16 protein-coding genes and 1 riboswitch are annotated in these 14,060 nt (G+C 44.1%); of the genes, 15 read left to right on the top strand and 1 reads right to left on the bottom strand.

Annotation, left to right across the window (positions count from 1 at the left end; all coding sequences use genetic code 11):
- Positions 1 to 171: 171 nt before the first annotated feature.
- Positions 172 to 1,638: a spore germination protein gene (locus BLS58_RS05090; protein ID WP_090396648.1), complete on the bottom strand. Its 1,467-nt coding sequence runs from the start codon at positions 1,636 to 1,638 to the stop codon at positions 172 to 174.
- A 123-nt stretch (positions 1,639 to 1,761) separates the two neighbouring features.
- A riboswitch (M-box (ykoK) riboswitch) is annotated at positions 1,762 to 1,925 on the top strand.
- Positions 1,926 to 2,002: 77 nt separating this feature from the next.
- Between BLS58_RS05090 and mgtE the strand changes: the two genes are divergently transcribed.
- The 15 genes from mgtE (at position 2,003) to BLS58_RS17185 (ending at position 14,018) form a co-directional block, all read left to right on the top strand.
- On the top strand, positions 2,003 to 3,367 hold the full coding sequence (mgtE, locus tag BLS58_RS05080) for a magnesium transporter (protein WP_090396645.1): 1,365 nt from the start codon (positions 2,003 to 2,005) through the stop codon (positions 3,365 to 3,367).
- Between the two features lie 156 nt (positions 3,368 to 3,523).
- A complete protein-coding gene (locus BLS58_RS17805) occupies positions 3,524 to 4,069 on the top strand; it encodes a transposase (RefSeq protein WP_218126147.1) in 546 nt (181 codons plus the stop codon).
- Entirely contained in the window at positions 4,062 to 4,961 is a 900-nt protein-coding gene (locus tag BLS58_RS17800; RefSeq protein ID WP_218126167.1) for a transposase, read from the top strand. Before BLS58_RS17805 ends, BLS58_RS17800 begins: the two co-directional genes overlap by 8 nt.
- Positions 4,962 to 5,269: 308 nt before the next feature.
- Positions 5,270 to 5,851 (top strand): GbsR/MarR family transcriptional regulator, encoded by a 582-nt coding sequence (locus BLS58_RS05070; protein WP_090396644.1) that lies wholly within the window; start codon positions 5,270 to 5,272, stop codon positions 5,849 to 5,851.
- A gap of 116 nt (positions 5,852 to 5,967) precedes the next feature.
- Positions 5,968 to 7,167, top strand: a complete 1,200-nt coding sequence (locus tag BLS58_RS05065; protein WP_090396643.1) for a quaternary amine ABC transporter ATP-binding protein — start codon at positions 5,968 to 5,970, stop codon at positions 7,165 to 7,167.
- Positions 7,164 to 7,994: an ABC transporter permease gene (locus tag BLS58_RS05060; protein ID WP_090396642.1), complete on the top strand. Its 831-nt coding sequence runs from the start codon at positions 7,164 to 7,166 to the stop codon at positions 7,992 to 7,994. Before BLS58_RS05065 ends, BLS58_RS05060 begins: the two co-directional genes overlap by 4 nt.
- A 17-nt stretch (positions 7,995 to 8,011) precedes the next feature.
- A complete protein-coding gene (locus BLS58_RS05055; RefSeq protein WP_090396641.1) occupies positions 8,012 to 8,890 on the top strand; it encodes a glycine betaine ABC transporter substrate-binding protein in 879 nt (292 codons plus the stop codon).
- Positions 8,891 to 8,929: 39 nt separating this feature from the next.
- Positions 8,930 to 9,733 (top strand): nitrilase-related carbon-nitrogen hydrolase, encoded by an 804-nt coding sequence (locus tag BLS58_RS05050; RefSeq protein WP_090396639.1) that lies wholly within the window; start codon positions 8,930 to 8,932, stop codon positions 9,731 to 9,733.
- Between the two features lie 142 nt (positions 9,734 to 9,875).
- Positions 9,876 to 10,760 carry a beta-keto acid cleavage family enzyme gene (locus BLS58_RS05045; RefSeq protein ID WP_090396638.1) on the top strand — a complete coding sequence of 295 codons (885 nt, stop codon included), beginning with the start codon at positions 9,876 to 9,878 and terminating at the stop codon, positions 10,758 to 10,760.
- Positions 10,761 to 10,771: 11 nt separating this feature from the next.
- Positions 10,772 to 11,737: a 3-hydroxyacyl-CoA dehydrogenase NAD-binding domain-containing protein gene (locus BLS58_RS05040; RefSeq protein ID WP_090396637.1), complete on the top strand. Its 966-nt coding sequence runs from the start codon at positions 10,772 to 10,774 to the stop codon at positions 11,735 to 11,737.
- Positions 11,727 to 12,197, top strand: coding sequence for a thioesterase family protein (locus BLS58_RS05035; protein WP_090396635.1), 471 nt, complete (start codon positions 11,727 to 11,729; stop codon positions 12,195 to 12,197). Before BLS58_RS05040 ends, BLS58_RS05035 begins: the two co-directional genes overlap by 11 nt.
- Before the next feature lie 213 nt (positions 12,198 to 12,410).
- Complete coding sequence (locus BLS58_RS05030; RefSeq protein ID WP_090396633.1) at positions 12,411 to 12,593, top strand: hypothetical protein; 183 nt, start codon at positions 12,411 to 12,413, stop codon at positions 12,591 to 12,593.
- Positions 12,581 to 12,877 (top strand): type II toxin-antitoxin system RelE/ParE family toxin, encoded by a 297-nt coding sequence (locus BLS58_RS05025; protein WP_090396631.1) that lies wholly within the window; start codon positions 12,581 to 12,583, stop codon positions 12,875 to 12,877. Before BLS58_RS05030 ends, BLS58_RS05025 begins: the two co-directional genes overlap by 13 nt.
- Before the next feature lie 209 nt (positions 12,878 to 13,086).
- The gene (locus BLS58_RS05020; protein WP_090396629.1) at positions 13,087 to 13,722 is read left to right on the top strand and encodes a CatA-like O-acetyltransferase; all 636 of its coding nucleotides are present in this window, start codon (positions 13,087 to 13,089) and stop codon (positions 13,720 to 13,722) included.
- A gap of 158 nt (positions 13,723 to 13,880) precedes the next feature.
- Positions 13,881 to 14,018: a lmo0937 family membrane protein gene (locus BLS58_RS17185; protein ID WP_143018869.1), complete on the top strand. Its 138-nt coding sequence runs from the start codon at positions 13,881 to 13,883 to the stop codon at positions 14,016 to 14,018.
- Positions 14,019 to 14,060 lie beyond the last annotated feature (42 nt).

Below are 14,060 nucleotides of genomic sequence, written 5' to 3'. Positions count from 1 at the left end.
TATGAAAACAACCATTATTGGAGCAGCGCAAACCAATCAGTATAACCAACATATGTCACGATTATACTTTTTGCGCTAAATCAGTTGTTTTCATGATAGATGGTGGCGGTATGCTCAGCCGCCATGATGGTTTCTTATCTGCGAAAAAAGGAAAGGTATATAAACCTTTCCTCATTTTGATTGTCGTTTCGAATCCAGGGGGTGGGTATAGGAAGGACGGTGATTTTTAACCGTGTATGGAGGCCTAAAGACAATATCGGCCATTGCTTTGGCATTAAAAGGGATAAACGGCCACATGTAAGGTGAATTCAGGATTTTCGTCTTGACGAGCCATAAGAAAACGATCGTTGTGACGATCAAAAACCCGTTCGCAGAGAAGAAACCGGCACTAAGGATAAGCAGAATGCGCAAAAGCCCGTTAAATAAACCTAATTCGTAACTGGGAGTTGCGTATCCGCCCATGGCAGAGACCGCTACGTAAAGGACCACTTCTCCCGTGAACACACCTACTTCGATGCCAATTTCGCCGATGAGGATGGCAGCGACGAGACTGAGGGCTGTCGCCAGCGCATCCGGGGTGTGAATCGCGGCCATTCGCAAGACTTGTAAACCGAACTCGGCGACGAGCAATTGCCAAAACAGCGGGATATTATATTCTTCTTCGACGCCGATGAAATCCCAGGCTTGTGGCCCGAGTCCTTCGTTTTGGCTCATCAGAAACCAAAGCGGAACGAGAAAGATGGACATGAAAACAGCCAAAAACCGAACCCAGCGTAGAAAAAAACCAACGATCGGCTCTTGCCGGTATTCTTCCGCGTGTTGCATATGATCCCAAAAGGTGGTGGGCATGATCATGCCGACATTGGAACCGTCGACGAATACCATCACATTTCCTTCCAGCAAGTGAACCGCTGCCGTATCAGGGCGTTCCGTATAACGGACTTGCGGGAAGGGGGCGAAGTTTTCCTTGATGAGAAATTCTTCAATCGTCTTGTCCGCCATCGGCAAGCCGTCGATATCGATCGCTTCGATTTTCTTTTTTATTCGCCGAATGAGCTCGGGGTCGGCAATGGTATCGATGTAACTAAGGGCAATATCTGTTTTCGAACGGCGCCCGACCTCCATGGCTTCCATAATCAAACCGGGGTCGCGGATGCGGCGGCGCACGAGCGCTGTATTAAAGACGAGGGTTTCCACAAAACCATCTTTGGCACCGCGCGCGACACGTTCCATGTCGGGTTCCTGGGGTTCGCGGACAGGATACTCCCGTATGTCCAGGAGTATGGCTTCATCGCATCCTTCTACGATTAAAGCGGCCTGACCGGACAGGATTTCCGATACTAATGGGTCCAGCTTGTCTTCCCGTTCAATTTCTATATTGGGGAGCATGCGCTCCTCCAGGCGTGTAATCGGGTCATGAGAGAGAGCATCTACGTCTAATTTGGATAGATGCTCAAGGATTTTGGTGATAACGAGATCATTCGAGAACCCATCGACGGCATAAAGGGCCATGGCCCGCCCCCCGAAGTGGTGTTCCTGTTCGACAATGTCAAAATTTTTATCAGCTCGGAGTTTCTCGTTCACGGCCTTAACATTATGTTCATGGTTTTGCGTGAGCTCTTTTTTCCGTTTACGCATCGATTCACCTCCCGAATTTATTGTTTGCAGAGGAATCATTTCCATACGTAAAATTTGAGTGGTGGTTGACAGTCTCTTTTTCCCTCTGTATAGTCAAAAGCGGCAATGAATCAGTTAAAAAGGATAACCTCTCGTTAGGTGAGGTTCCTGCGTGGAGACATGCTGCTGCCCAAAAATGTCCAAAGACGCCAATGGGTGAACAGAAGTCATCGAGCTAAGGTGATTTTTAATGCAGCTGGCAAAGGCCTATGCCACGCAGTGCTAAAGCTCTACGACGGAGCAGATAATACTGTCGTCTGCTTATGTGAGCCGCCTTTCGTATGTAAAAAGGCGTTTTTTATTTGGCTGTTAGGAGGGGAAACGAATGGTTAAATTAAATGATGAAACGCGTGCTGCCTACAGCCAATATTTGCTGGAGTTGCTCCGGGACGGAGAGGAGACCGTCTTTCGCTCGAAGTTTCTCGATCTCCATCCCGTCGATCAGGTTGAAGTCGTTCAACAGATGACAGAAGAGAATCGTACGCGTTTTTATGGGATCATGACGCCCGCGGAAATCGCGGAGATATTTGAAGAGCTGGAGCTTGAAGAACAAAAAGACATGGTTCTTGAATGGGAAAACAAGGATATGAGCGATGTCTTTAATCATATGAATGCCGATGATGTCGCCGATTTTCTCGGTGAACTGGAAGAGAAAGAACGCCAGGACATTTTAACCGACATGGACGTGGAAGATGCCGAAGACGTCAAGGAGCTACTCGCCTACGAAGAAGAAACCGCCGGGGCGATTATGACGAAAGAGTCCGTCCATCTTCATGAAACGGAAAAAGTCGGTGACGTTTTAAACCGGTTGCGCGGGGAAGCACCGGACGCGGAAATGATCTATTATCTTTATGTCGTCGATGAAAATGAAAAACTAACCGGTGTCGTTTCTCTCCGCGATCTCATGGTTGCTTCCTTGGATGAACGGGTGGGAAATGTGATGAGCCGTCGTGTCGTCTCCGTCCATATTAATGATGACCAGGAAGATGTGGCACGGTTGATACAAAAATATGATTTCCTCGCGGCACCCGTTGTGTCCACGCATAATCATCTGCTCGGGATTGTTACGGTTGATGATGTGATCGATGTGCTTGAAGAAGAAGCCACCGAAGATCTCGCTGAATTTTCAACGACGCGAGGGGCCACCGATGCCAGTCTGTCGGCATTCAAAGCCGCGAAGAAGCGAACACCCTGGATTATTTTGCTCATGTTTTTGGGGATGATTACCGCCGGGATTATCGGCCAATTCGAAGAAACGCTCGAACAGGTCGTCCTCCTCTCGGCATTTATCCCGATGTTGATGGGTTCAGCCGGAAATGTCGGCACCCAATCCCTTGCCGTCGTCGTTCGCGGGCTGGCCCTTGGCAACTTTGAAAGAAAGGGTCTCTTACGCTCCCTCGTTCGGGAATTAGGCACGGGATTGTTGATTGGCATCACCTGCGCCCTGGCTTTGCTCGTCATCATCCCGCTTCTCTACGACGGACAGCTGTTATTGGCCTTTATCGTCGGATTCTCGGTATTCATTTCGCTAGGGCTCGCGGCTGTGATCGGATCGATCGTCCCGTTGATTATCAATCGCCTTAAACTGGACCCTGCGATTGCTTCCGGTCCGTTTATCACGACATTTATCGACGTCGTGTCGATTACGATTTATTTCTCGATCGCCACGATGTTGCTGCAATTTTTATAGAAAGAACTGGACAGTGAAAAGTTCTATCAGTTTTTACCAGGAAAAATAACCCTTTCCGGCGAAGGTACTGATATCCTAACAAGCCAGAAAGGAGATCAGATCGCTGAAAGGGTTATAGTGAAAGTGTACCCTATTTTCAGGCGATTGACCATACTCATGCTAAAATATATCAATGCTATCCTTTGTGAATTTCGTCCGTGCTTTACCCGGGAGAAAACCTACCATTGGTTCGTCATCGTCATCATGGGTTTGATGCTGCGCTCGGATCATCTGGGTGTTACCTCTGTCATGCGCGATCTCTTGCTACCCGCTCAGCGTTACGAAACGCTGATGCATTTCTTTCGCTCCACCGCGTGGTCGTTGGAATCCCTGCGATTGAAGTGGCTTGAGGTGGTCAAACGCATCGCCCCCCTTTTCCGTCTCAATGGGAGGGTCGCCCTTGTAGGAGACGGGATGAAACTGGGCAAGGAAGCTCGTCACATGCCCGGCGTTAAAAAACTCCATCAGGAATCCGAAAATTCCTCCAAAGTCGCGTACATCTTCGGGCCATTTATTTGGTGCCACCGGCGTTCTCATGGGGAACGCGCAGAAATGGTTCTGCTTGCCATTGTTCATGAACCTCCAAGATGGGGTGAAAACCATTTTCGGCTGGAACGAAGCCTCATTGTAGCGGCAGGATTCATATGTCGTGCAGATGATTGATCAGGGTTTTGCGGCGACAAAAACGTTCGATCAAACACTGCTGTTGTTAGATCGCTACTTTCTGACCGTGCCGGCGCTTAAACGGTGGATCCAGTGGAATCAGTCCGAAGACGCCCATATGCATATTGTAACCCAAGCCAAGTCAAACGCGGTGGCTTATGAAGCACCTCCCGCCCGGAAGGGAGGGCGGGGCCGTCCGCGGAAGAAGGGTGCTGTCATCAAATTGAAGGAGCTATTACAAACCCGCGCATCCGAGTTTGAAACCGCCACCGTCACCCTGTACGGCAAGGAAGAGACGGTACACTATCTCTGCTTGGATTTGCTATGGGGAAAAGGGCTTTATCAGGAACTACGCTTTGTCTTGGTCAACCATAACGGGAAGTTGGTTATTCTGGTGAGCACTGACCGCACGTTTGCTGCCACGGACATTATTCACCTGTATGGATACCGGTTCAAGATCGAGGGGACGTTCCGTGAAATGAAACAGGCCATCGGTGGGTTTAGCTACCGGTTTTGGAGTAAAGCCATGCCCAAGTTGAACCGGTTTCGAAAAAAAGAAGAGCCCCATCCCCTAGAGCAAGTGGTCAATGAGAAGGACAAGGAAAACATACGTTTGATGATCAAGGCCGTTGAAGGCTTCGTCATGTGCAGTTGTATTGCTATGGGTCTCTTGCAGCTCATCGCGGTGCATTATTCCCATCGTGTGCCAAACTTCTTCTTTCGCTATTTGCGGACGCCGTCGAAGGATATCGTCTCCGAAGCCACAGCTATGGCTTATTTGCACCGATCTATTTTTCGCATGTTTGCCCGAAATCCGCATTTATCCATAACACAAATAATTCAATCTAAGCAGGAAACGCCTGATTTTGAGGATGATTCACTAGCTTCTTAGTGATCAAAACTTTTTACTGTGCAGGAAAGAAAAAAACCACCGGAAAGCGGGATAACTGATCCTCATTTTCCGGTTATCGGTGGGTATAAGTACGACAATAAAATTTTAATTATTTAAAATATTAGTAATAAAAGAGGGAGTGTTCAATCCGTAAAATCTATGAAATTTTAGGTTTATAAGATTTATAACCGGATTTAACTCTAAATTTCGCCCTTATCCTCTTCATATGACCCTGAAATGATATTTTGTATTTAATCTATGGAATGGTAACGTATCACTTGGATCTAAAAGTAAGAGGGAGGCATTCTATGCATCCAAATTCGAACGAAGAAATTTTAAAGGAAGTTGAGAAAGCTGAAAACCAAATATCAGATCGGATCGCAGATAATATGGAGACATTTGGGGTGTCTTCAACAGTCGGGCGAGTACTAGGAATTATTTATATGAATCGTTCACCAATGACACTTGATGAACTTGCTGAGAGCACAGGAATGAGCAAAACACGTATGAGTCAGGTTATGCGGCAGATGATGGCACTCAATATTGCAGAGAAAGAATTTGTGAAAGGAAGTCGCAAAGAGCATTACACAGTCGAATCGAATTATATCCAGACCTTTATTTCTCTTTTTACAACGAATTGGAAGGAGGTTGTAAGCAGAAATATAACTTTGGAACGTCGTTTACGTGATCATATAACAAAACTTGAACAAAATTTGGAAGATGATCCATCTCCGGAGATACAGGAAAAAATCAGTAGATTAAAGCAAGAGCTTGACGATTGGGCAGCTTATTATGATTGGATCAATCGACTAGTCGCTTTTTTTGAGAGTGGGGAAATCTTAAAGGCAGTGCCGGTAAAAAGTCCGGAATCACAGGATAAAAAAAAGTAATTCTAACGGCCGCCAAATTTTCAGTATAAAGGGGGATGTGAAGTTTAAAACAGATCTGTAGGTCGATGAATAGACATACAGCATTTTACTTTTGTGTAAGAGGAGTTCAATTTGACATGAACAAAATTGAAGTAAATCATTTAACGAAAATTTTTGGGTCTCGGCCTAAACTAGGTTTGGAATATCTGAACAACGGAGAAACCAAAGATGACATTCTTGAGAAGACTGGGCAAACCGTAGGTGTAAATCAAGTTTCTTTTTCAGTCAAGTCTGGAGAGACTTTCGTTATCATGGGTCTATCAGGAAGTGGAAAGTCTACATTAATCAGGTTAGTAAATCGGTTGATTGAGCCTACAGATGGTGAAGTATATATTGATGGCGAAGATATTAAAACCATGAACCATTCAGGGCTGATTAAAACAAGGCGTCAAAAGATAGCGATGGTTTTCCAAGGCTTTGGTTTATTACCCCACCGAACGGTTATTAACAATGTAGCTTACGGGTTAGAGCTACGGGGCGTAAATAAGGAAGAACGTGAAAGGGTAGCAAAAAAAGTTATAGAAGATGTAGGTTTAAGTGGTCATCAAAACAGCTATCCAGAAGAGTTAAGTGGAGGGATGCAACAACGTGTTGGCTTAGCCCGTGCCCTAACGAATGATTCGGATATTCTATTAATGGATGAAGCTTTTAGTGCGTTGGATCCTATCATTCGTAAAGAAATGCAAGATGAATTGATCCAATTACAAAACAAATTAGGTAAAACAGTATTATTTATTACACATGATTTAGATGAAGCCCTTAAATTGGGAGATCGTATAGCTGTGATGAAGGATGGAAAGATTGTCCAAATAGGGTCAGCTGAAGAGATTTTAGAGAATCCTGTAGATGATTATGTTGCTACATTTGTTAAAGATGTGAATAGATCTAAGATTTTGGAAGCTTCGCAGGTGATGCATACACCTGAAGTCCTTCATAATTACAAGGATGGACCACGTGTAGCTGTCCGAAAAATGGAGGAAGTAGGCGCTTCTAGTATCTTTGTTGTTAATAAAAATAACCATTTTGAAGGGCTATTGACCATTGATAATGCCATTAAAGCTTATAATGAACAAATGCCAGTGGAGAGTGTTCAAATCGAAGATGTACACGTTGTTTCTTCCGAAACGGCATTGGATGATTTAATCGGCATGGCTATTGATGCCAAATACCCCATTGCAGTAGTGAATGAGGGTAGGTTTCTAGGCATTATTTCTCGTGTATCGATCCTCTCGGGATTAGTACTTGGTAAAAAGGATGCCGAGGAGGTAGCACCATGAATTATTTTGAACTGCCATTGGAAGAGTGGACCAATACATTTGTCTATGATTGGTTACTTCCTCAATTGGGTGGTTTTTTCGATGGGATAAGTGCTATCCTACAATCATTCGTTGATATTGTGACAGGGATGCTGACTAGTATTCCTCCAGAAGTGATAGCCATTACATTCATTCTTCTTTTATGGTGGTTGTCGGGGAAAGGGATAGCCTTGTTCGCTTTCATTGGATTTCTGTTCATAGGTTCGGTTGACCTCTGGGTGGAGTCAATGGAGACACTATCCATTGTTATTGTTGCAACAATTGTTTCCATCATAATAGGAATACCTACAGGTATTTTAGGGTCAAAAAATAATACTGTAGATAAATTAATTCGTCCAATATTAGATTTCATGCAAACATTACCCATATTTGTTTACCTTATTCCAGCCATTTTATTGTTTGGGCTTGGAGGTGTACCAGCAGTTATTGCTACATTTGTCTTTGCCATGCCTCCTGCTGTAAGATTGACGAATTTAGGTATTAGACAAGTATCAAAAGAAGTGGTAGAGGCATCTACAGCATTTGGATCTACGTCAAGACAACTTTTATTCAAAATTCAACTTCCTCTAGCCCTTCCATCGATCATGACTGGGATTAACCAAACGATCATGTTAGCTTTATCAATGGCAGTCGTAGCGTCCATGATTGGTGCACCAGGGTTGGGTTCCACAGTATTAACAGGAATATCCCAGGTTAATGTTGGACAGGGATTAACAGGTGGATTAGCCATTGTAGTATTAGCCATTATTTTAGATCGGTTAACACAAGGAATAGGCAAAAAACTATAAATAAGGGGAGTCATACGATGAGAAACCGAGCATTTAATTTTATTGCCATAGTGCTAGTTGGAAGTATTATTTCAGGTTGTAACGCAGATGGCAATGAGGAAAACTCGAATGAACAAGCAGATGAAACAATAACATTTGGCATGACACCATGGACGAGTACAGTACCTCCTACAGAAATTGCTATGCTGATTTTAGAAGACATGGGATATGAAACAGAAGTAACTGAAGCGGATGCCGGTGCTGTCTATACTGGCATGTCAAATGGAGATATAGACGTATTTATGGACTCCTGGCTTCCAAATCAAGAAAATTATTTAGATGAATATTCAGAGACGATTGAGCAGGTTACGGTGAGTTACGAAGATGCTGATTCAGGCATGGTTGTACCTGAGTATATGGAAGATATCAATGATGTTGGAGATATAGCAGGTAATGAGGAGCTCTTTGATAACCAGATGTATTCAATTGAAGAGGGTGACCCAGCTACGAATAGTGTTGATATGATGATCGAAGAGTATGATTTGGATATTGAACAAGTCAATTCTTCCGAAGGTGCTATGCTTGCTGAAGCAACCCGACACATTGAAAATGAGGAGCCTGTTCTGTTTTATGGTTGGGAGCCTCATACCATGTTCAATCTTTTAGACGCTAAAATACTAACCAATGAAGAAACCCCAGAGGTATTTAGCGGCTCTACTGTACTTGTAGTGGCTCATCATGAACTGGAGGCTAATACGCCAGAGGCTCATGATATGTTAAGCAACTGGAGCATCCCAATCGAAGACATTGAAGAGATGATTGTACAAATCGAAAATGAAGATCGAGACGCTGAGGAAGTAGCCCGTGAATGGATTGATAACAATCAGGACCGAGTAGATGAGATGATGGGAGAATAAGTTTGTTGGTATAGAGTAACGGGGTCATCGAGGAGGCATATTATCAAGGTAGCATTAGGGCAATTCAACCCAGAGTTAGGAAATAAAAAACAGAACTTAAATAAGATGAATCAATTAATGAAAAATGCTGTTGAGCAAAATGCTGATTTAATCCTTTTCCCTGAATTAAGTCTAACTGGATGTAACATCCATGCTAAAGCTAAAAAGCTTATAGAACCAGTTCATGGAGAAAGCATGAATCAGATGCAAAAATGGTGTAAAGAGTTGAAAATATATAGTGTTTTTGCATGGCCTGAGCTAGGCGAAGACGGAAAAACTTATAATTCGACATGCCTTATTTCTAACCAAGGGGAAGTTCTGGGGGTGTACAGAAAAGTACACCCTTGGGGCCCAGAAAAACAAACGTTTTTCGCCGGTGATGCTTTTAAAGTGTTTGACACAGAGATTGGAAGAATAGGTCTCATTATTTGTTATGATCTAGATTTTCCAGAGTCCATGAGAACATTAAAAGTTAATCAAGCAGATATTATACTAGTTTCCACTGCTAATATGAAACCATATCAAGCATATCAGGAAACCTATTTAAAAAGTCGCTCGATGGAAAATGAAATTCCCGTAGCGATATGTAATCGAACGGGTTTTGAGGGAGATAGCATCTATTTCGGAGAAAGTGCTATTTATGATGCTTTTGGCCAAAATTATATTAAAATGGGCGAACACACAGGTATAAAAACAGTCAACGTACCCATTAAGCAGAACTTAGATCCTGAATTACAGTATATGAAAAATAGGAAACCTGATAGCTATCGAGATATCAGTAATAGTAGATCATTCATTCAGTGAACTAATATAAAAGGAGTAATGGACTTTAGCATTTGCTGGGTATAATTAAATTCCGATTGTCCGGTTACACTAATTTCTCCTCTATTCTCAGTTTGGGTAGCCGTTAATCGACGAACAAAGAGAGGGAAAGGGAGGAACATCAATGGCTAAAAAAACGATGATTACAGCAGCAGTGACTGGGGCAGGAGAGACGACTGAAAAAAGCCCTCATGTTCCGATCACATCTAAGGAAATCGCGGATGCGGCCATCGAATCGGCCAAAGCAGGCGCAGCGATCGCTCATATTCACGTACGTGATCCGGAAACAGGGGGGTTAAGTCATGATCCGGAGTTATTCCGGGAAGTTGTGGATCGTATTCGCGACTCGGAGACGGATGTGGTCATTAATATCACGGCCGGTGGTGGCGGGGACTTCGTTCCTGACCTCGACAATCCGACTACGGGAGGAGCGGGAACTGATATCCAGACGCCGAAGGAACGCCATGAACCTGTGAAGACGTTACTCCCGGAAATATGTACACTTGACTGCGGCAGCATCAATTTTGGCGATCAAGTGTACCTGGGGCCGGCCGGTTGGTTGCGGGAGCACGCTGCGCTGATCCAGGAAAGCGGTGTGAAGCCGGAGCTTGAGATTTTTGATACAGGCCAGCTTCGATTAGCCAATCAGCTGATTCAAGAAGGATTGGTCGATGGAGACCCGATGTATCAATTCTGTTTGGGCATTCCGTGGGGGGCAGCCGCAGATGCCGAAACCATCACCTACATGCGGGATCGCATCGTCGAAGGCGCAAGCTGGTCAGCTTTTGGTATCGGACGTTTGCAATTGCCGATGGTGGCTCAGGCCGCTTTGCTTGGCGGAAATGTGCGCGTCGGTCTGGAAGATAACCTGTATCTCGAAAAAGGTGTGCTGGGGACGAACGCTCAATTGGTGGACAAGGCCGTGGATATTCTTCAGAACATAAACGTAGAACCCATGACGCCTCAAGAAGCGCGTGAATCTTTAAACCTTCGGACGTTCGAAAAGTAGAGAGGTGCTTTATGACACAAAAAACAATGGCTGTCGTTGGGACAGGCGTGATCGGAAACGGCTGGATTGCCCGTTTTATCGCCAACGGACACAAGGTTTTCGCCTTTGACCCCGCTCCTGGAACCGAGGAAGAGACGAGAGAGTATTTAGATAAGGTCTGGCCAACGCTTATCGCCCATGGTATCAACGACCAGGCTTCCCTCGAAAACTTGACATTTACAAAAACGCTGGAAGCAGCCGTTCAACACGTGGATCTCATTCAAGAAAATGTCCCGGAACGAGAAGATGTAAAAAAACAAGTACTCGCTCACATTGACGCGGTAGCACCTGCTTCAGCTATTATCGCGTCAAGCACATCCGGATACAAGCCTTCTGTCCTGCAAAAAGCATGCGAGCAGCATCCGGAACGGGTGATCGTGGCACATCCCTTCAACCCTGTCTACCTGATCCCTCTCGTAGAGCTGGCAGGGGGAGATCATACGGAGCGCTTGATATTGGAAAAAGCCCGTGGGTTTTATGATGAATTAAACATGAAGCCACTCGTCATGTCCGGCGAAATTGATGGTCATATCGGGGACCGTCTCATGGAAGCTGTTTGGCGGGAAAGTCTTCATATTGTGAATGACGGCGTGGCAACGACAGAAGAAGTGGATAAAGCTATTGTTTATGGCCCGGGCCTGCGTTGGGCGCTCATGGGTCCGTTTTTAACGCTTCATCTAGCAGGAGGAAATCAGGGGATGTCCCACATGCTGGAGCAGTTCGGCCCCGCGCTTAAACTTCCGTGGACACGCTTGGTAGCGCCCGAGCTCACGGAAGAATTAAGTCAAAAAGTGATTGAGGGCACGAGCGCCCAAAGCGGGGAAAGCAGTGTTCGGGAGATGGAACATCGCCGTGATTCCTTTTTGATCAAACTGATGCAATTGCTGGAAGATGAGGGATTTTGGCCTTCGGAAAGGTTGGTGCGCAATGAATCCTAAGGAAGTTTGGAACGGTACTGTCCTTGCCGAATGGGTTGATTACAACGGGCACATGAATGATGCAGCTTATGCACAGGTATTTAGTACAGCTTTGGACGCCCTCATGGATCATATCGGCCTTGATGAAAAAGGCAGATTCGAAGAGGGCTATACGATGTTCACGTTGGAGACGCATCTCAAGTATTTAGCAGAGGCCACAGAAGGTCAAATGCTTCGAGTGTTTGTAACGCTTCTCGACCTTGATCCTAAACGCATGCATCTCTGGTTTGTCATGAAAAATGATCAAGACGATACGATCGCCACGAGCGAGCAAATGACCATGGGGATGGATCAGGATTCAGGTCGCCCCGCCCCGTTTCCGGAAAAAGTGAACGAAGCGGTTAGCAGGCTACCTCTTCTCGCACGAGATGATTGGCCCGCCTCGGCCAATCAACCTATGGGCATTAAAAAGAAAAAATAATGAACGATTTCCGGAGTCCAGTGCAGAAGCGCTGGGTTCTTTTACTTTTGAAATTGAGATTAGTATTCTTGCCCACGGAATAGGTAAAATGTAAAAGTCATTTTCTATACAACTAACAGGCGCTTTTGTGGAATACTTCAAGGAGATCAGATCGCTGAAATGATGATCCAAATCAGTTATAATAATGAAAAGATCAATAACTGAGGTGAGAAAATGAGTATAAAAGAAGAGGTTATAAAAGCGATAAACGAACTTCCCAACGATGTCACTTATGAGGATATTATGGAGGAAATATTTGCCCAATCTAAAATTGACGCCGGATTAAATCAACTTGATGAAGGAAAGCACCTTACTCATGATCAAGTGAAGGAGCGTATGGGTAAGTGGTTGAGTTGAGATGGTCATTATTGGCAGCTGAGGATTTAGAAAACATTTGTTTGTATATTGAAAAGGATTCAGGGAGGTATGCAAGGATCATTGCTCAGGAAATTGTAGGTATGGTTGATTCAATCCCCGCATTCCCATATTCGGGTAGAATGGTACCAAAGTATAATTCTGAGTTTATTAGAGAAAAAATAATAAAAAGCTACAGGGTTATCTATAGAATACATGAAGAATACATTGAAGTAGTTCGAATATTGCACCAATCGAAGCAATTAAAGGATAATTTAGAGGAATGACCACTAGATACGAATGAAAGCGCCTATCGATTATATACAAAACTAGGATTTTCATGAAAGGCTTTAAGGAACGTGTTTATATGGAATTGGCCACAGAGTCATAAAGAGGTAAAGGAAAACGTTTTGTAACAGGCGAATCAAAAGAATAATTGAATAAAAGTTGTACCAAAATCGGGAAAATTGTTGAAATAAATGAGAGGTTGAAATAGATGACGACTTATCAAGTCATTGATTTAGAGAATTTTTCAAGAAGAAGCTATTATGAGTATTTTATGGCGACAGACACAATGTTTGAAATGACAGTAAAGATTGATGTTACTCGAGCAGTTAATAAATGCAAAGCAGAGTCTATAAGTTTTTACGCTTACTCCATTTTTCATTTGACTAAATCGGTTAACGAGATCCCGAATTTGAGGTATGCCCACCTAGATGAGCAATTAGTAGAATGGCAAGCATTAATGCCAACGTTTACAAACCTTAATCAGGAAACAGAGTTATTTTATACTTTATGGATGGAAGGATTACCAGATTATCAATCCGTTGACCGTGAGTATAAAAGGCTTATAAAAGACTATGCAAATACAACAGATATCGCACCAATGGGAGATGTTCCACCCAACGTGGTGAATATTTCATCAATTCCCTGGACGCATTTTGAGCATTTTTCATCTCATCCGGGAGCTATCAAAAATAATTTAACACCAATGATTACCATTGGAAAGTACGAAAAAGTTGGTTCACAGTTGCTAATGCCGGTGAATATTAAGGTTCATCATGCAACCGTAGATGCCTATCATGTGTCGTCTTTTTTTGAAATACTGCAACGTGAAATGAACCGTGCTTGATGGTTATGTGGTAGGACCTATAACAAACTCAACTACTTTTCTTTTCTATGAGGGATGCGTTTAATCAGGCTCCCCGCGGGGAATGGACAAAATAATGCTAATATTAACGGCGCTTTCATAATATACTTGTATCATTCAGGGACAAGGGGGAAGCGCAAATGTTATGGACAATTATCGCGGTGTTGGTTGTGCTTTGGCTGCTCGGGTTTATCGGCGGGACCGGTGGGCTGATTCATCTTTTGCTCGTGATCGCTCTGGTCGTTCTTATTTTCCAAATGATCACGGGGCGGCGTTAGCAAGGGTTGACCCTCGGCGTCTGCAATAGCCCTTGCAGGCGC

The sequence above is a fragment of the Natribacillus halophilus genome (genome assembly GCF_900100185.1).
Lineage (GTDB): Bacteria > Bacillota > Bacilli > Bacillales > Marinococcaceae > Natribacillus > Natribacillus halophilus.
This window is presented reverse-complemented; position numbering and strand designations above follow the sequence as displayed.